Origin of the sequence: Gilliamella bombi (genome assembly GCF_900103255.1) — a bacterium.
GTDB lineage: Bacteria > Pseudomonadota > Gammaproteobacteria > Enterobacterales > Orbaceae > Gilliamella > Gilliamella bombi.
The window spans coordinates 26,067-44,923 of sequence record NZ_FMWS01000065.1; the positions used below are offsets into that span (position 1 = coordinate 26,067).

An 18,857-nucleotide genomic window follows, 5' to 3' on the forward strand; every position below is an offset into this window, starting at 1 on the left:
GTTAACGTTTTGAAAAAGTTAATTAAATTAATAAAAAAATATGATTAGACAACACGTTACCAAGTGGGCTATAAACTTGGTCTTTAATATGACAAAACAATGTAAAATATGTATTGTTAGTGATTGGATGTTGATCATATTTCGAGGTACTTAATGCGATTTTTACCCGTTAATATCGATGCGTTTATCGTAGAATTAAACAGCCTTGAGCAAACCATGGCGCTTACTGATGTGCTTCAAGGTGTTATTGCTAATTGGCATATCAATGAAATAATTCCAGCGGCACGAACCCTATTAATCCGTTATAACCCCATTGTAACCAATGCTAATATACTTGCTGAGCAGATTGCTCAATTAGATATTTCGGCAAGCGTTATGCAATCAGGCGAACAGGTAACAATACCTGTTCGCTATAATGGTGAAGATTTACCTCAAGTGGCAGATTATCTTGGCATAACGGTTGCCGAAGTCATTGCAAGGCACACTGATAATGAGTATCAAGTGGCTTTTTGTGGCTTTGCTCCTGGATTTGCTTATATGGTATCTAAAACGGCTCAGCTTAATGTGCCACGTCGAAGTTCGCCACGAGTCCGCATTCCAGCAGGATCGGTTGCTTTGGCAGGGGAATTTAGTAGTGTTTACCCACAAGCAAGCCCTGGTGGTTGGCAATTGATTGGCATTACAGATACGGCAGTTTGGGATATTTATCGTGATGAGCCAGCGCTGTTCAAACCTGGTACTCGGGTTAATTTTATTGATGTGAGCCAATCGAAAACAACTTATCATTTACCTGCTCATTTATCAGCAGCTAAAAAACAAGATGATCTTGTTGAGCAACAAGATATAACAGTATTAACGACAGGGTTGCAAACATTGTTTCAAGACAATGGCCGAATTGGGCAGGCGGCGTTAGGCATTTCTGAATCGGGAGCGATGGATAAAAACGCATTACACAGTGCCAACCGCGTGTTAGGTAACTCAATTAATGAACCAGCGTTAGAAATTACCCAAGGTGGTTTTAGCGCCCAAATAAACAGACCAATGTTAGTTGCTGTGACGGGCTCTATATGTGAGATCACAATAACCACCATCCAAGGTGAAACCTATACTTCTCCTATGTATCGGCCAATTCAATTAGAAGCAGGTGATATTATCCGTTTAGGTAATGTAAAATGTGGCGTTCGTAGTTATTTTGCTGTGCGTGGCGGTTTTCAAGTAACACCTATTTTAACCAGCTGTGCTTTTGATACGCTTGCACAAGTTGGGCCCTTACCACTAAAATCGGGTCAAATGTTGGCGATTAAGCAAGCAAAAACGTTAAATCCAGTATCATTATCAGAAACTCCTATGATTAATTACCCAACTAGTGATGATATAGTAGTGTTAGATATTGTGCTTGGACCACGTACCGATTGGTTTACTCAGCAATCGATAGCGCTTCTTACTTCACAGTTGTGGTCGGTTACTCCAGCTTCTAACCGTATTGGCTTGCGTTTATCTGGCAAGGAACCGTTAATTCGTGAAAAACAACAAGAATTACCTAGTGAAGGTACCTGTATTGGAGCAATACAAATACCAGCTAATGGACAACCTGTATTATTTTTGAATGATCACCCTTTAACAGGAGGTTATCCTGTTATTGGCGCAGTATGTAATTATCATTTAGATTTAGCAGGTCAAATTCCAGTCAATGCTAAAATAAAGTTTAATCCTATAGGGATGTTTAAAGAATTTGAAGGGAGTGATGTTGATCATGTCTGAAAATAATAAAAATATAACACATAAAGTATTGATAGCTAATCGAGGTGAAATTGCTGTACGTATTATTCGCGCTTGCCGTGATATAGGCTTGTTATCTGTTGCAATTTATGCCGATGCTGATATTGATGCACTTCATGTACAAATGGCTGATGAAGCTTATGGATTAACAGGCAATGTACCTAGCGATACATATTTAGATATTGATAAAATTATCACAATAGCTAAAAAATCAGGAGCCACCATGGTTCATCCAGGTTATGGTTTTTTATCTGAACGTGTTGAATTTGCTAGAGCAGTACAAGATGCAGACTTAATTTGGGTAGGCCCTACCCCTGAAACAATTGAAATATTGGGTGATAAAGTCAAAGCAAGACAGCTTGCGTTGCAAGTGGGAGCTCCTTTGGTTGTTGGTACAAAAGAGCCTGTAAAAGATGCCAAAGAGGTTATTGAGTTTGCGCATGCCCATGGTTTACCAATTGCTATTAAAGCCGCATTTGGTGGCGGTGGTCGAGGTTTAAAAGTAGCCTGGCAAATGGACGAAGTAGAAGAACTTTATCATTCCGCAGTTCGTGAAGCTACAACTGCTTTTGGGCGAGGTGAGTGTTTTATTGAACAATTTTTGCATAATCCTCGGCATGTTGAAGCACAAGTTATTGCTGATACATTAGGTAATATTGTTGTCGTTGGTACACGTGACTGTTCATTACAACGACGTAATCAAAAATTAATTGAAGAGTCTCCTGCACCTTTTATAACAGATCAATTAGTACAGCAAATTATTCAATCTTCGATTGATATTTGCGCTAAAGCAAACTATGTAGGCGTAGGGACAGTTGAGTTTTTACTTAGCCAAGATGGTAAGTTATCTTTTTTAGAAGTTAATACGAGATTACAAGTTGAACACCCAGTAACAGAAGAAACTACAGGCGTCGATCTTGTTATTGAGCAACTGCGTATTGCCCAAGGTTTACCTCTGAGTATAGATGAAACACCTGCACCTAGAGCTCATGCCATTGAATTTCGTATCAATGCTGAAGACACAGCTAACGGTTTTTTACCTGTAGCTGGTACTATTACACGTTTTGATGTACCAACCGGTCCTGGTGTACGCATAGACAGTGGGGTGATGGCTGGTTCAACAATTCCAGCAACGTTTGATTCCCTTATGGCAAAATTGATTATTGTTGGTAATAATCGACAACATGCCATTGCTAGAGCTCGCCGTGCTTTGGCTGAGTTTTCTATTGAAGGGGTAGCTAGTGTGTTGCCATTTGCTCGTGCGGTTATTGAACATTCTGATTTTTGTGATGATTTTAAATTACATACACGTTGGATTGAAACTGAATTTACTACAACAATAGCACCAGCCAAAAGGCAAATACCACAAAAAGAAGCAGCGTTGACACGCACATTTATTGAGATTGACGGTAAACGTTGTAAACTCGGTTTACCTGCACAACTCCTTGCAGGGTTATCCTTGCAAACGGAAGCTAATTTAGATACATCCTCAAGCGTGAAAGAAGAATTATCTGAATTGATTGTCCAGTCACCTGTTTCTGGTAGTCTTTTTAAATGGGTGATCAATGATAATCAAAGCGTAAACGCAGGCGATGTCATTGCTATTATGGAAGCCATGAAAATGGAAGTTCAAGTTATTGCACATCGAAATGGTGTGCTAAAACAAATACTCAAAGAAGGCAATTATGTTAATGCAGGATCACCTGTTGCAGAAATCATTTAGATAACGCTGATAAAACAAGAATGTTTTTCATCAAAATAGCAAAAAAACATCAAATATAGACAATATATTTTGCTTATTTTATACTCATGAGCATGATATTTTGTCTATTTTTAATGTGTTAGGATGATTTATATTGAAGTTTTCTCAGCAATCAAAACTCACTAATGGCGCATTAGCCTTAGCGTTATCGCCAGCCTTAACACCAGATGGAATTATTGACAACCCTCAATTTTTTGCTGGTTATGCTCTTTACCCACAAATTCTTGCTAGATCTTTACTGGTTCTAGCTGATATTACTGCGACCCGATATTTTAAACCAGTGCCGGTAGCTTTTCGTGATCCTATTTTATCTGCACAAGGGAATCAATTAAGAGCAGAGGTTTTTTCTGCCTGCAATAGTGTTTATGCTCGTTTAGATTTGTTACAACAAGGGTTTGATGGACAAATTTTACGAGGCACAACCAATGTAGATATTGGTATTAGCTTAAGGCAAGCGCTAACTCAGGTTAATTATAAAGATAAACTTTATCTCAATATTGGCAATCAAGGTTTGGCAACGCACCATATCCAAAAACAAGATGAAGATGTAATTGGAATAAAGGCCATTATTGAGCGCCCTGTTGCAATGCCAGATAGGTGGATTCGAGCACTTGGTAATGTAGCTGAAATTCATACCAAAATGGTCGCTGTTTTTACGGTAACGGGAATACAAGCACAAACCTTTATTGCAGGATTGCCAACCGTGACTAGTAAACATCAATCAAGCTGGCTAGTGCCATCTAATACTGGTATTAAATTGATGGCTCAAGGCGGTCTCGATAGTGTGTATATTTCTGGGCTACATCGGTTAAGTGCACTTAAGCGATTAACGACCAATATTAAGCGTTTAACTTTTTATCAGCTAGCAAGTGGCGAACAAGGACCCTGCATGGTTGAAGTTGAACTCGACGGTGCAAGACTTACTTTGAGCTTAACTGCACAGCCATGGCAAGGCTATTCTGGCGAAGGTGCCTTACTTGAGCTGCTTGCACCAAAACAGCAATTACAAAATGCTCAACTTGTTCAATCTATTTTACAATTTGATTCGCTGATCGATCTGACTCAGCTAGCGATAAAAACAGGTTTAGATACTCAGCGCATTAATAGTTCGCTGGCGTATCTAGCTGTTTCAGGTAAGTTGGGTTTTGATGTACACCAGAATGGCTATTTTCATCGTCAATTGCCTGAAGATCCTAATCGACTTATCAAAGATAATCCGCGTTTAAAATCGGCCTATAAATTGATTGAATGTATTGATCGGGTTGATGAAAACACATGGATGGTTCACTCGAATAACGAAGACTATCGTGTCCGTTTTGTTAGGCAGAATAGTAAAATGACATCACAATGTACTTGCTCATGGTATCTGAATCATCAACTCAAAAAAGGACCATGTAAACATATTTTAGCAGTACAAATTAAGGAAAATATTTATGAATGCTAACTTAGCGAAAGCCGAAGCGATTTTTACTTCTTTGAATTGGAACAATGTCACAGCTGACAATATTTTACAACAACCGCTAGGTAGCAAAGAGCAGCAAAAGATTGCACTTTTAGGATTAAAAAATGGCAAATGGGGTGACTATGTCAAAGTTGGTAACGCTTTTCAATGGCAAGATTATGTTAAGTGTAATAAAGCATATTTAGCTTTGTACGCCATTCGGATTGGGGTATCAGTGAGCCGAGCGTTAAAACTTGCTCATTATACTTATTCATCTTTGTTATTGCCGGTTATTATTGAACGAGGTGAAAATTACGCACAAAATTTTGTGCAACAAGCATCTGCACCAACAGATCTTGCTGTGCAGTTGGTTGATCGTTTAAATTTGGTTATTCCTAAAAATCAGAATTATATCGGCGGTTGGACGTTGTATGCGGCGGTTGCTATGCGTGGTGATGATGTTGTAAAGCATTTTTCAGTTGCTACTCATGATGCAGATGTTGTCAACCCTTTTTACGATAAAATTCCTCCAAATATAGCTCAATGTCAGCGTCGATTTATCGAACATATTCATATTGCTATAGCGATAAATACACCTGCTACACGATCATTTATCGAGGTGTTTTGCTTGGGGGTAACATTAGGTTGGCTTGACCGAGAGCAAGCAAAAGAGTTACTTTTTTTAGCTTTAGATATCGCTATTCGTCCTATAGATCGTAAAGTATGGCTAGATACACTTTATGATTTAGGTATTACCGATGCTGAATTGTGCCAGCGAGTACCTGCTTTAATTCCATTACTAGCCATGGGTGAATCTGCAATAATTAATCGATTAGCACCTGTTTTAATTCCCTTTGTTGATGATGAATTATTAATCGAAGTGATGACGGCATGTTTATCATCTAAAATAAAATCGGTCAAAAAATTAGTGTTAAAGATAGCCCTAAATCGCAAAGCGCCCCAAAATACTGATTTGTTTATGCCTTTGTTAAACCTATTACTTGACCAAACTGATGAATCAATTGTGGCTTTAACTAGCAAGCTAATTACACAGTGGCATCTTGATGATCATACCGTACAATCTAATTCCTCCGAATTACAACAACTTTGGCAACCAACACCGCCACTTTGGCAATTGCCGCCTTTTGAATTAGAGCCTATTTCCCCTGATGTATTAACTGAGTTAGCCTCTGAATTAGTAAAAAGAAACATATCTGGTCATGATAGTGTGACGGAAAGATTTTTAGCTGTAGCTAATATTATTGCTTATCACGATCCTCAAGCAGCAAAAGCGAGTTTAGCGGGTATAAAATTACGGGTTGATCAGCTTCTTGGTTTTCTATTTTATTGGCGTAAAGGCGAAGAGATTCCGTATCATAAATATTTGTCTGATTTATTAACAGCACGCGATTATATTGTTTGTAAAAATTTAGGCAAAATACCTTGTTTACTGTCGACACCAAGCATGAGTGATCTTTCAATAACAGTGGATGATCTTAGTCAACGATTAGCGATTTATCAACAGTTGAAAATTGATGCATTAGAGGCGGATCTGTTTTTAGCCTTGACTCGTCTTGATGTTTCGACAAAAACATCATCAACGATAGAAAAACTCAAGAAGTTAAATGTTGCAGTCGTTTTGCAATCAGGACAAAAAATGCCAATTGATGCAGGCTCTTTAGTATTACAGTATCTGGACGATCCATTAATCGAACCTAAATTAGCGTTAAATACTTATATTGAAGACGTACTGTCTTTACCACAATCATTAAATTATTTTCCTAAACGTATTGGAAATAACGGGTTTACAAAAATTCTTGCTATTTTCCCGTTATGGAACGATAGTGCAATACCGTCAGATATTGATTGGGCTACATATTACCATCAAGGTTTTGAGTTCCAGCAAATTGTTAACAGGCGTTCTCCTTTTGATTCACGTTCTGCAATGGCATTGTTAGCTATGCAACGCGCTAATTCGCCTTATGTGGCTAGCAATATGGCTCAAGCAGTAAACGATGCATGGCAAAGAGGTTTGCTTATTCCAGGTGTGGCGGATATTTTGTTACTGGAGCGATTTAGTCAGGTTCCTTGTCGTATAGCTAGTTTGGTGTCAGTATTAACCGATATTGCAAAACAAGGCATTCTTTCGGTGGTTTGGCCTATTTTGGATCAATTAATTATCGCATCATGTAAAGCACCAAGACTGTTATCTGGCACGCTTGAAACTGTTGATGCGATAGCTGAGTTTTTACCAGAAGTTCAATATGCTGTCGATCAAGGCATAGCCGATGCCAATCAATTGCAATTACTTGGCATCAGAATGTTAGCCAGTAAAGAAGGTAGTGCTAATGCGATTAAGAAAGCAAAAGCCATAGTTGAAAAACTACCTAAAATCGCCCCTTTAAAACAAGACGTATCGATGCGAGCTCCTGATGATTTTGACCAAGTATGGTCAAAACCGCAAAAGGCTAAAGTTGTGCCTGAAGATAATGTTTCAATTACTATTAGTAAGCCTGTAATAGATCAATCATCACGATTTTCTAAAGCATTGGCTAAATCACTAATGTTTACTTTAAAACTACCCAATGTGTCTAATCAAGTTTTCCACATAGTAAAAAATGATTGGTATTATGATTTAGAATACGAATTCCAATGCGAAGCTTACCCTCCATTATCAAAAGATCAACAAGTTATACCTAATTTTCAATCAAGAGTTTGGTTACATTGGTGTATTAACAAACAGTTACTTGATGTTGAGAAAACACGTAATTGGCAAGAAAATAACGATGGGCCATTATCAAGTATAGATAATCTGATTTTTTCAAAATCGTTAGTGACAGTGATTATCGGATTGTTGGCTCAAGACAGTAATACTTATAAAGCAAATTTTATTTTTGAAAAAAATGTTAAAAAAGGAATCATTGATGCAGATACCATGCGTAAAGCTATTATGTTGTTTCTCGATTATCCTGATTTAAGCCCAGCTAAATTAATTCGATTACTAGAAAAAAAGCCAAGTTTATTGCCAATATTTTGTCCAGTATTAATTGAATGCATTAAGTTTGTTGGAAATCTAGTAAAACAAGGTGAAAAAATACCTGCTTGGATCAATCGGATTTTAGATATGTCATTAACCTATGCCCCTTATTTGAAAGAGGCAACTAGGCGCGGTTATCTAACTGAACTTGATTCTCAATGGCAAGGATTAGCGGATATTGCCCAAGCAAAAGCAAAATCAGTGGCAGTAAACAAAGCAAAACAATTACTTGAATTACTTATGTAAGATAGTTATTTTTTGAAAATTGATTAGAACACCTAAAATATGTCTAATATAAAAGCAATGAAAATTAAATTTAATCATTATGTAAAGTGATATATAAAAAAACATTATGATGATGATTATTTTCTATAAACATAATGTTGAATTATGTTATTGTTTTGCCTTTATTTTAATAAACAAGGAATATTATGACTCATTCTTCTCATCCGTTGGTTCGTTTTTACTTAAAAGTAGGGTTGATACCGCAGATTTTATTGGGCTTAATATTTGGTATTATTCTCGCCGCAGTATCGAAAGATACCGCATTAGGAATGTCTCTTATAGGTGGACTATTTATTAATGCCTTAAAATCGGTAGCTCCTATACTTGTGCTCATTTTAGTGATTGCATCAATATCCAACCATCAGCATGGTAAACAGGCGAATATGAGATCGTTAATTACCCTTTATCTTGTTGGAATGATGTTAGCTGCACTATTAGCAACCATTGCTAGTTTCATTTGGTGATACGTTAAATAACCTTGAACTTACACCGCCTAGTGGTATTGCTGCTGTTTTAAAAACCTTATTAGAAAAAATGATCGACAATCCGATAAATGCACTAATTAATGCAAACTATATTGGTCTTATCATTTGGTGTGTTGGTATCGGTTTGGCATTAAGACACTCTAGCCAAAGTTCTAAAACAATGATGAATGATCTGTCTTATGCTATTTCTTTTATTGTAAGAGTTATTATCCGATTTGCCCCTTTGGGTATATTTGGACTTGTCGCTTCAATATTAGCCGAAACAGGTTTTGATGAACTGTACAAGTATGCCCATTTATTGGTTGTATTAGTTTCTTGTATGTTAATTGTTGCATTAGTTATCAATCCATTACTTGCCTATTTAGTTATGCGAAAAAACCCTTATCAGCTAGTGTTTACCTCTTTAAAAGAAAGTGCTATACCTGCTTTCTTTACGCGTAGCTCTGCGGCTAATATTCCAGTGAATATTGAAATCTGTAAAAAATATAACATGGATGAAGACACCTATACTGTTGCTGTACCGCTAGGTGCTGCAATTAATATGTCAGGAGCTGCCGTTACTATAACAGTTTTAACTCTAGCCACCGTCAACTCAATGCCAGCTAGTGCTGGTATACATGTTGATATCTATTCTGCGGTATTACTTTGTATTGTAACTTCAGTATGTGCTTGTGGGGCATCAGGGATTGCGGGTGGATCGTTACTGCTTATTCCTGTCGCATGTAGTATGTTTGGTATACCTAACGAAATTTCAGCCAAAGTGATTGACATTGGAATTGCAATTGGCGTTATTCAAGATTCGGTTGAAACCGCATTGAACTCATCAAGTGATGTTGTGTTTATTGGTGCGGTTTCATCAGCCGCGCAGAAGAAGAAAAATAATACGACTAAAAATTAAGTATTCAAGCCTATTTAATTGGTAACTCTGATTTATAACTGAGCATGGTAATTTGTTATTATCAGCTCAGTTTTTATTTATCCCTCACAACCAAACATATCACATTGCTTTTTCTCGAATGACTCTTTATTATTAAAAAAACATCTAATATTTAAGTGGATTATTATATTATTTAGATGTTCCGATACTATATGTGATGAGGAGACACTATGTCATTTAATGCCATTGTTTTATCGAAAGAAGAAAAAACGGGGTTTTCATGCTCCTTAAAGAGTATTAGTAAACAGCAGTTATTAGCGCAAGAAGGTGATACCTTAATCCAAATAACCTATTCAAGTATTAACTATAAAGATGCGCTAGCTTTAACTAATAAAAGTCCTGTTGTTAGACAGTGGCCAATGGTACCAGGTATTGATGGTGTTGGTATTGTGCTAGAGTGTCGTAGTGGTCGTTATCAAAAAGGCGATATAGTTATATTAAATGGATGGGGGTGTGGCGAGACTCATTGGGGATGTTTGTCACAATATGCTTATTTAAAATCTGATTGGCTAATACCCTTGCCCAACAAACTTACAAATTATCAAGCAATGGCAATTGGTACAGCAGGTTATACAGCAGGCCTTTGTGTCCAACGTATTGTTGATTTAGGTGTAAAACCACAAGATGGTATGGTTTTGGTAACAGGTGCTAGTGGTGGAGTTGGCTCAATTGCCGTTGCATTACTTACTAAACTTGGTTATCAAGTCACCGCATCAACGAGTAAAATTGAAGAAGATCATTATTTACGACAACTTGGTGCAGTTAATATTATTGATGGTCAAACCTTAAAAGAAACGGGTAAACCATTACAAAAAGAACTGTGGTCAGCTGTTGTCGATGCGGTTGGTTCGCACACTTTAGCAAATGCTTGTGCCCAAACTCGATATGGCGGAATTGTGGCGTGTTGTGGTCTTGCTCAAGGCATGGACTTACCAGCAACGGTTGCGCCGTTTATTTTAAGAGGTGTTTCGTTAGCTGGGGTGGATAGTGTGATGGCAAATTATGATAAACGTGTGGCAGCATGGAATTTATTGGCACACAATCTGGATGAAAAAGTGTTATCTCATATTAGTAATACAATCACACTAAATGATTGTGTTGAGGTGGCAAATAAAATGATTGCAGGGCAAATAAAAGGGCGTTTTGTTGTTGATGTAAACAAATGAATCTAGGTTTGACTAAACAGTAGTATTTTGATAATTACTGTTAATTACTTGTCCTACTCATTTGCTATAAAGTTAAAAAAAAAGCGATGTAATATTTACACCGCTTTTATTTATACCACTATTTATTGTCATTGATAATGACTAAAATGTTAGCAATGAAACGATGTTTATCTATTTTTAATTGATTACTTGATTATAGCCATTAATTACACTTTTAAGTTCCTCATTCAAAGAATCAACTTCTCTTTCTACAGTATTGGTCTGTAAATTTTTTAAAACTACTTTCATTTGATTAATCAATCTAGGTAAACGATCAACAAAACCGTCATAATACATATCGTTTAAACCTTGTTGTTTAATCAATTTATTTTTGCCTTTATTCGTCATTAATTCATTGGCTATGGATTCTATTTGTTGAATTTTTTGTTCAAGGGCTGATTTATCGAGATTTTTAAACTGGTTGTCTTCGTTAAAGCTTTCATTGATTAAATCGATAACATCTTCAGATAAATCCATGATTTCCATGCAATTGTAGTTAAGTGTTAACCCTTTGTTTTTTATTTCTGATTTTTGAAATGCATGGATTTCTTTGTATAATTTACCATAAGCCGCTAAAGCCACACTTTTTGCTTCAATATATTGGTTATAAAGCGTGTTCAAATTATTTAACAGTTCAGGTAATTTGGCAAAGTCATCCAATTTATACTCATTATCTAAATAATATTTAGCTATCTGATCATAAGCTAATCCTATTTCAATATATTTATCACTTAATGCTTTGCCTGCGGCATCAAGTTCGGGTAACTCTGGTTTAAATGCTAATAACTCAGTAATCAATTGTTTATATTCATCAAGCTCTTTTGGTCCTGGGTGATAACCGATAAAAAGTTTCGTTGGATTTTTTTTCACATAATTGACATCAATTTTACCGTTTTTATCACTGATACCTCTTAAAAAACCCTCAACACTGCTATCAAGATGATAAAGAGAAGAAGTCATCCTGCCATGTCCATTCCCTCTTAATTTATCTGCAGCTTGGGAGACATTAGCATTAAAAATCTCTAGCCATATGTTACCTTTACGTGCTTTCAGTGCAAATTGCCGTGAAACATCTTCAGTAGTTTTAGACTTAGAAGATTTAACTTCTGAAGCTGCTGTTGGTTGTTGCGTTTGTTTTCAGTTGGTTTGTCATCACAGCCAATCATCAAAAATCCAGCAATCAATACGGTTAAAAAATTTTTTTTCATTGTTTATCCCTTCATTTTTGTGTTCTAAATTCATTGAATTAATACTTTATTATCTTTTAAAGATTATTTCTAATAAAATATGAAATGAAATAAAAATTGTGATATTGGGGCTTAATTTTGTAATAAGTCTTATATTGTAGGAAAACACCGAGTTGCTTATATTTCATGGTTAAAATGATTTTTTAAAAACTCATAAGGTATTTTGTTGGAAATTATTTAACCTTTTGTTTTTTATCTTTGAATGGTGAACTATTTGCTGATCATTCCATTAAGGTATGTATTATTTTTTTGATTAACCCATTTATTTGAGGAATACCTGTTTCGTGAGTTTTTAATTGATATGATGGTGATCACACGCTTTACTAAGAAGGATTCTGAGAAGTTTTAATTATCAAATGATATTGACTCCTGAATCTGTTTACAAAAATATAATCTAAAAAGTGAATATTTTTGTAAATACCCTATAGTGCTTATCTGGAAAATTACGCTTACGCTGTTTGTTTTAGTGTTTTATATTTTATAGAAGTTGTGGTATTCAATATTTAACAGCACATTTCAGCGCTTAAATGGTTGTAAGGTTAACTATAATTTTTAGTCAAATTAGTGACAGTTATTTTTTGATAAAATTGAATTTATATTTTTTTAAATTGTAGTTTATTGATTTATAATGAAAGAAGATGGAGGAAGCGCAGAAAAAGTAAAATTCGAGCAACTCAATTGTTAGGATTAATTGCTCTCTAGGTCTTTTAGCTGGAAGAAAGCTTTTTTATTAACTAATTCTTTTTGTAATAGTGCTATAAAACTTATACTCCACTAAACGGTTATCATCTTGCAAATGTTGTTCAATGGTTCGTGTTTACATTAGGATTCATCATTTCAGCCTTTACAGTCATAATAATAGAAAAATTAAAATACAATATTAAAATAAATAGTCTATTTTTCATGTCCAGTTGACCTTATTAATTGATTCAAAAGTTGCTCTTGTAGATAGTGTAGCACGTTGTCTAAACTAAAAAAGTTATTACACTCTGTATTAATCGCTTTGATATATCCAATTTTATTCCTTGATTTGACACTATCAAGCTAACTTATTCACATAGTGCTTTATTTACACTTTTATATTTTTTTACACTAAAATCTGTTGAAGTTCGCATTATATGCTGTATATTTATCCATGTTCGTTTTTTGCCACGATAACTAAAAAAACAGTGGTGATGTTCTTTCGTTTAGTTTTTAGGAGTATTTTCTTGCACAAATTCAGTTGTATTGTGCTTGGCTGTGTTGATACATCTATTATTAATCAACTACCGTTGGTGGATATACCAGTTAGAGCTGGTTTCCCTTCGCCAGCTGATGATTATTTAGAAGCGAAACTCGATTTAACTGAGCATTTAGTCAAACACCCTAGTGCGACCTATTATATCAAGGCAATGGGTGATTCAATGGTGGATTATGGTGTTTTTAGTGGTGATTTATTAATTGTTGATCGCTCTTTAGAACCAGTAGTCGGTGATGTGGTCATTGCAGCCATTGATGGAGAGTTAACCTGTAAATGCCTTGGCGTAATTAATGGTCAATATCATTTATTAGCTGGTAATGCGCTTTATCCACCGATCTCATTAGCTGGTAAAGAAGTGCATATTTGGGGAGTAGTGATTCATACGATCCACTCTCTCAGAGGTCGTGGCTATTTGTGATTGGGTTAGTGGATTGTAATAATTTTTACGCATCTTGTGAGCGAGTGTTTAATCCTAAGCTTGAAGGACAACCGATTGGTATTTTATCCAATAATGACGGCTGTGTCATTGCGCGATCGAATGAGTTGAAACCACTTGTTCCGATGGGTATGCCTGCTTATCAAATTTCCCCGAGTGTTCGTAAAAAAATCACCTTGTTGAGTTCTAATTATGAGCTATACGGTGATATGAGTCAGCGTGTTTTTAATACAGTGCGTGATTATACAGCAGATGTAGAACTGTATTCGATTGATGAAGCCTTTATTTCCTTAACAGGGTTCTCAGATGTTATTTCGCACTGTCAAACAATAAGAACCAAAGTCAAACGTGATACAGGTATCCCCGTCAGTATCGGTATTGCGTCAACACGAACTTTAGCCAAAATAGCCAATTATGTTGCTAAAAAACAACCCACTTATCAAGGAGTTTGTTATTTACCGAATAATAAACCTTTATTGAGTCGAGTCTTGCAGCAGTTTCCTGTGAGTAAAGTGTGGGGTGTTGGAAGGCGTATTTCAGAGAAACTACAATCGTTAGGCATCCAGACTGCATGGGATTTGCGGCAAGCAAACACTAAACAAATTAGACAGCAATTTTCCGTGATGCTTGAACGGACGGTGTTAGAGCTACTAGGTACACCTTGTATCGAATTGGATGATTTATCTATTCCTAAACAGAATATTATGGTTTCGCGTAGCTTTGGTCAGTTAACTGGTGAGCTATTTGATGTGCAAGAAGCGATTCGCATTCATGCTAGTCGAGGAGCTGAAAAGCTCAGAAAGCAAAGTTCTGTGACTAGTGCCGTACAGGTCTTTTTAAAAACTAATCGATTTCGTGAGGATATCGTGCAATATCATCCTTCTATCGTGGTTCCACTGCATTTGCCTACAGATGATTCACGGCTCATTATTCAAGCCGCACAAAAGGGATTGCAGGCTATTTATAAACAAGGTTTTTTGTTTATGAAGGCCGGCGTGGTGTTACTTGACTTACAGGTTAAGCACACCGATACGCAGTATGAGTTATTTGAAACGTTCAATAATATAGAGCAAAAGCAAAAAAGTGATAAGTTGATGCAAGCACTGGATGCCATCAACCAGAAGATGGGTAAACATACGGTGCAATTAGGCACCGTAAGAAAGCAAGCCCCTTGGCAGATTAAACGTGAATTACTGACTCCGCGTTATACTACTCGGTGGGAAGAGTTGTTAATCGTTAAATGATTATTTTTTAGTTTGATTTAGTAAAACTATGATATTATCGATATAAATGCTTGAATTTAAGTCATTAAAGCAAACACAATTATTCTTATCTCGATTTGGCAATATCTATGATCATTTCAATTGTGTAAGGTGCTTGTGCTCTGCTAAAACCTTTCGAGTTTTAGTCACATGTCAATTTACCGAATGGTCTCTATTACCCGAGTTTCACCCAAAATTATAAATAAAAAATTAGTTATCAAATTTAAACTCATATTAGAAAGTTAATTTGACAGTACCTTTGGAATTTATATACACAATTAATCACCTCTTGAATTTTTTTAACAACGTAGACGTAATGTACTAACAACTGATGATATTGCAGCAATCACACAAGCAATAGAAAAAATATATACACCAAATTCTGCGTTGGTACTCTCCATTAATCCATTTAATAGCGCAATTACCATAGCTACCAAAGCAGCACCGATTGACTGCCCAGTCGTTCTGGCTGTAGATAATACTCCAGACGCTGTGACTGTTCGATTTTTTGAAACATTGCTAAACATTTCCTTATTATTTGGCGGGAGAAAAAAACCATAACCAACGCCACAAATGACCACTCGCCACAAGAAGTCACTCACTGTTGCAGCTTCCGATAACAAAGCTAATGAACCTAAACCTATACAAAAAAACATCACGCCAATAGTAGATATATGGGTAGGATTAAAACGGTTTGACAGTCTTCCTGCAATAGGTGCGCAACAAGCTACAGCTAGTGGCCAAGGTGAAAAGATAAAAGCAGACTCTAGCACAGAATAGTTATAAGTATGTTGTAAAACAAAAGGTAAGCTTACCAAAGCAATTCCTTGAGCAACAAACATAGATAGGGAAGAGAGCACCGCAAAAGTGTATCGGCGTGAACAAAATATATCAAGCGGTAATAAAGGATGCTTTGAACGAGTCTGGACAGCAATAAATAGGATAAATAAGATCGTTGAAACCACTGCGCAAAATATCAACGAATGATTTTCCCAGCTACCAATTTGATCAACTGTAATCACCATCAAGCCTAATGCTCCTGCCGAGCTAATTGCTCCTGCTAAATCAAAGCCTTTTTCATTTTCATTATCTTTCCCTAATGAGATAAACGAAAAGATTATAGCAACCCCTCCAAGTGGAATGTTGATATAAAAAAGCCATGGCCAAGATAAATAAGAAATAATAATTCCTCCTAATGCTGGGCCGACAGCCGTACCCACCGCAAATACCATCGCATTTAGCCCAAATATTGTCCCCAACTTATAAGGTGGAAATATAACTCTGTACAGCCCCAACCCAACGCTAATCATTACAGCGTAACTAATTCCTTGTAGTATCCGCATAGTGACCAGAGCACTAAAGGTTGGAGAAAGGCTACAACCTAAGGATGAGAGCGTAAATAAAATCATACCTGCTGTATAAAAACGCTTTTCACCAATCCTCGATCCAAGCGATGCACAAATTAGCATCGTGGCTGCGCTGGCAACCTGATAGCCGTTGATAATCCAAATACTAGATGCAGAATCAATTTGTAACGTACAAGCAATGGAGGGTAATGCAATATTAACAATGGAACCATCTAATGCTGACATTAGCACCCCTATCAAAATGGCCGCAGCTGCAAAATAGCGCCTTGGTACATCAAAACCTTGCTCAAGAATACTGCTATTACTTACCAACGACATATTTACAGGTCCTTTATTATAATGAAATTATGCGCAAAGAATTTTTGTCTCTAAACTTTTGCTTTCGAGAAAGGTCATCATTCCAAGAGTCAATACTTCTTCTGGCCTAGCTATTACTGGATTACGAGGAGCTTTCCATTCCTACTTGCTACCGTTGATACGAATATTTCTGAGAAAGCAGTAAGCGGTGAGGACATAAAATAGATTGTGCATACTTTCACTAATCAGCGGAAGCATACCCGTAATCCCTCCTAAGATCTTAGCCATAGAGATCTATCTATAATGGGAATGCCCTGACTGTTTTTGCTGAATTGCACACTATTCATCAATCTCGAAAAATCGGCATCAGAAGAGGCAGCTATCGCACACCCTATCGAATCTAACAAACAAAAATGTGCCATGCGGATCGCATCATTATCAGAAGTTGTTTGCTCGTAGGCATAATCAACCAGATTATTCATTACTCTATCAAACTTAGTGTGCACCATATTTTATCCTATTTACGAGTAGAAAGTTTCAATAATTAGCTGTAATTAACACTAGATAACGTATCAAAGTCTATTCGGTTTATCATGCAACTATTTGATTGTGTCACTATTACGTTATAGAATAGACAAACGATATTAATGCTAAAATCATAATTCTCAGAATAATAAAAAACCAGTGAATAAAATCGTGATGTACATCGAAAAGATTGATACCCTAATAATATTATGTTGAGACAAGCTCATGGAATAGAGTTGTTAGATATGAAGGTTTATTTTTAGCCTAGTACTATTTTTGCTGCAACTATCCTACAAAAGCCCTCTTCTGATAACTAAAAATATTGTTGAAATATTTATTCAACACTTAGAAGGAGAGTTAAAATGAAGCTAGATGAACTTCTGGCGTTCGTAACAGTTGTAGACACAGGGAATATAACCCAAGCCGCAGAACGCCTAAATCGAGTGCAGTCTAGTATTTCTCATCGAATACGAAGTCTGGAGGAAAAGCTAGATGTTACATTATTAGATAGGAAAATCGAAGGATGTCTACCTACTACACAGGGTAAGATACTTTATGAATACGCACTTAAAATGCTGAACCTAGCGAATGATTGTAAAAATAACATTTCCTACTCCAAAGATGGTCAGTTGACCATAAGAATTGGAATAATTGAGTGCTTACCCCCCTATATAATTACTGCTTTGATTGATTTTGGTGAAGAGTTGGGTTGGAACATCGATATTTCAATAGGAAACACGATCAGTTTGCTCAACGCTTTTGATAAAAACGAATTTGATGCAGTCATCATTGGAGCAGGCTTTTCTAACAAACGGCATACATGTTTCACATTACTTTCCAGCGAATTAGTGATTGTCACAGAAAAAAATCATTTACCAATCACAAATATATCTAGTCTAGACGGGGAAGTTTTTTTGTTAAGTAGTAAAAAATGTGCCACATCAACTCGCAATTTCAGTGTACTGTTTAATGAAGGTAACATTACGCCTAAACGAGTAATTGAATGTGGATCTTATCCTGTTTTGTTTTCAAACATAGCCGCTGGCAAAGGGGTCTCGCTGGTCTTACGTTGCTCAATCAGTAATGAAATTAAGAACAAAATAAAAATTCATCAGCTAGCTAGAGAGTTTAATGATTTTAAAATTGAGCTTATCTACCGTGTTGATTGTCCCTATTTGGATACTGATAAATTCATTGATATGATGATATCAATATTCCAAGATCCTCGGTTGCATGATATCGGTTATTAACTGACCTGCACGCATGATACTAGCTCAGACTATGCTATTGAAATATTTTAACACGCAAACTGTTCCACATTGCTCAGATATTAAAGGAATGGGAGAGTATCTTATTGACACAATCCCTTTCTCTCACAATACTATTATCCAAATTCAGAATATAACATTTGTAAATACCCCAAACTTAGTACACAACTCACGTAGAAAATCATGCTGCTTGTTTTAGTGTTTTATACTCAATCGGTGTCATGTTATTTAATGCCTCATGCGGTCTTTCGGTATTATAAATCGTTAACCATTCTTCGGTTATT

13 protein-coding genes and 1 pseudogene are annotated in these 18,857 nt (G+C 36.2%); 9 read left to right on the forward strand and 5 right to left on the reverse strand.

The genetic code is table 11. The features are described 5' to 3' along the window. The first annotated feature begins 153 nt into the window (after window positions 1-153). The 6 genes and pseudogenes from B9N71_RS11075 to acuI all read left to right on the forward strand — a co-directional run bounded on the left by B9N71_RS11075 (window position 154) and on the right by acuI (window position 10,892). A complete protein-coding gene (locus B9N71_RS11075) occupies window positions 154-1,761 on the forward strand; it encodes a 5-oxoprolinase subunit B/C family protein (protein ID WP_085165981.1) in 1,608 nt (535 codons plus the stop codon). Then, window positions 1,754-3,502, forward strand: coding sequence for an acetyl/propionyl/methylcrotonyl-CoA carboxylase subunit alpha (locus B9N71_RS11080; protein WP_085165982.1), 1,749 nt, complete (start codon window positions 1,754-1,756; stop codon window positions 3,500-3,502). Before B9N71_RS11075 ends, B9N71_RS11080 begins: the two co-directional genes overlap by 8 nt. Window positions 3,503-3,635: 133 nt before the next feature. Continuing rightward, window positions 3,636-4,985, forward strand: a complete 1,350-nt coding sequence (locus B9N71_RS11085) for an SWIM zinc finger family protein (protein ID WP_208610496.1) — start codon at window positions 3,636-3,638, stop codon at window positions 4,983-4,985. Then, window positions 4,975-8,265, forward strand: a complete 3,291-nt coding sequence (locus tag B9N71_RS11090; protein WP_085165984.1) for a hypothetical protein — start codon at window positions 4,975-4,977, stop codon at window positions 8,263-8,265. Before B9N71_RS11085 ends, B9N71_RS11090 begins: the two co-directional genes overlap by 11 nt. A gap of 185 nt (window positions 8,266-8,450) precedes the next feature. Then, window positions 8,451-9,687, forward strand: a pseudogene (sstT, locus tag B9N71_RS11095) (serine/threonine transporter SstT). Window positions 9,688-9,896: 209 nt separating this feature from the next. After that, on the forward strand, window positions 9,897-10,892 hold the full coding sequence (gene acuI, locus B9N71_RS11100) for an acrylyl-CoA reductase (NADPH) (RefSeq protein WP_085165985.1): 996 nt from the start codon (window positions 9,897-9,899) through the stop codon (window positions 10,890-10,892). 177 nt (window positions 10,893-11,069) lie between these two features. Here acuI and B9N71_RS11105 read toward each other — a convergent pair whose 3' ends face one another. Then, window positions 11,070-11,891, reverse strand: coding sequence for a DUF3829 domain-containing protein (locus tag B9N71_RS11105; RefSeq protein WP_085165986.1), 822 nt, complete (start codon window positions 11,889-11,891; stop codon window positions 11,070-11,072). An 89-nt stretch (window positions 11,892-11,980) separates the two neighbouring features. Then, window positions 11,981-12,139 carry a hypothetical protein gene (locus B9N71_RS13100; protein ID WP_167370105.1) on the reverse strand — a complete coding sequence of 53 codons (159 nt, stop codon included), beginning with the start codon at window positions 12,137-12,139 and terminating at the stop codon, window positions 11,981-11,983. A gap of 1,247 nt (window positions 12,140-13,386) precedes the next feature. On the opposite strand from B9N71_RS13100, the gene B9N71_RS11110 reads away from it, so the two are divergent. Both B9N71_RS11110 and B9N71_RS11115 read left to right on the forward strand, forming a co-directional pair. Continuing rightward, window positions 13,387-13,836 (forward strand): LexA family protein, encoded by a 450-nt coding sequence (locus tag B9N71_RS11110; protein WP_208610499.1) that lies wholly within the window; start codon window positions 13,387-13,389, stop codon window positions 13,834-13,836. After that, window positions 13,833-15,098 (forward strand): Y-family DNA polymerase, encoded by a 1,266-nt coding sequence (locus B9N71_RS11115; protein WP_085165987.1) that lies wholly within the window; start codon window positions 13,833-13,835, stop codon window positions 15,096-15,098. The genes B9N71_RS11110 and B9N71_RS11115 overlap by 4 nt, the downstream gene beginning before the upstream one ends. Before the next feature lie 317 nt (window positions 15,099-15,415). Here B9N71_RS11115 and B9N71_RS11120 read toward each other — a convergent pair whose 3' ends face one another. Both B9N71_RS11120 and B9N71_RS11125 read right to left on the reverse strand, forming a co-directional pair. After that, window positions 15,416-16,801 carry an MFS transporter gene (locus tag B9N71_RS11120; RefSeq protein WP_085165988.1) on the reverse strand — a complete coding sequence of 462 codons (1,386 nt, stop codon included), beginning with the start codon at window positions 16,799-16,801 and terminating at the stop codon, window positions 15,416-15,418. A gap of 251 nt (window positions 16,802-17,052) precedes the next feature. Beyond that, complete coding sequence (locus B9N71_RS11125; protein WP_085165989.1) at window positions 17,053-17,289, reverse strand: hypothetical protein; 237 nt, start codon at window positions 17,287-17,289, stop codon at window positions 17,053-17,055. 378 nt (window positions 17,290-17,667) lie between these two features. Between B9N71_RS11125 and B9N71_RS11130 the strand changes: the two genes are divergently transcribed. Further along, complete coding sequence (locus B9N71_RS11130; RefSeq protein WP_034915225.1) at window positions 17,668-18,555, forward strand: LysR family transcriptional regulator; 888 nt, start codon at window positions 17,668-17,670, stop codon at window positions 18,553-18,555. Window positions 18,556-18,754: 199 nt separating this feature from the next. Here the strand turns inward: B9N71_RS11130 and B9N71_RS11135 are convergent. Continuing rightward, on the reverse strand, window positions 18,755-18,857 hold a 103-nt coding region (locus B9N71_RS11135), incomplete at its 5' end, for an integrase core domain-containing protein (RefSeq protein ID WP_167370106.1).

What these genes read in the sequence shown, in the direction of transcription:
- B9N71_RS11090 (WP_085165984.1), top strand. Translation starts at nt 4,975, where the DNA reads ATGAATGCTAACTTAGCGAAAGCCGAAGCGATTTTTACTTCTTTGAAT.
- acuI (WP_085165985.1), top strand. Translation starts at nt 9,897, where the DNA reads ATGTCATTTAATGCCATTGTTTTATCGAAAGAAGAAAAAACGGGGTTT.
- B9N71_RS13100 (WP_167370105.1), bottom strand. Translation starts at nt 12,139, where the DNA reads ATGAAAAAAAATTTTTTAACCGTATTGATTGCTGGATTTTTGATGATT.
- B9N71_RS11105 (WP_085165986.1), bottom strand. Translation starts at nt 11,891, where the DNA reads ATGACTTCTTCTCTTTATCATCTTGATAGCAGTGTTGAGGGTTTTTTA.
- B9N71_RS11120 (WP_085165988.1), bottom strand. Translation starts at nt 16,801, where the DNA reads ATGTCGTTGGTAAGTAATAGCAGTATTCTTGAGCAAGGTTTTGATGTA.
- B9N71_RS11130 (WP_034915225.1), top strand. Translation starts at nt 17,668, where the DNA reads ATGAAGCTAGATGAACTTCTGGCGTTCGTAACAGTTGTAGACACAGGG.
- B9N71_RS11075 (WP_085165981.1), top strand. Translation starts at nt 154, where the DNA reads ATGCGATTTTTACCCGTTAATATCGATGCGTTTATCGTAGAATTAAAC.
- B9N71_RS11080 (WP_085165982.1), top strand. Translation starts at nt 1,754, where the DNA reads ATGTCTGAAAATAATAAAAATATAACACATAAAGTATTGATAGCTAAT.
- B9N71_RS11125 (WP_085165989.1), bottom strand. Translation starts at nt 17,289, where the DNA reads ATGGTGCACACTAAGTTTGATAGAGTAATGAATAATCTGGTTGATTAT.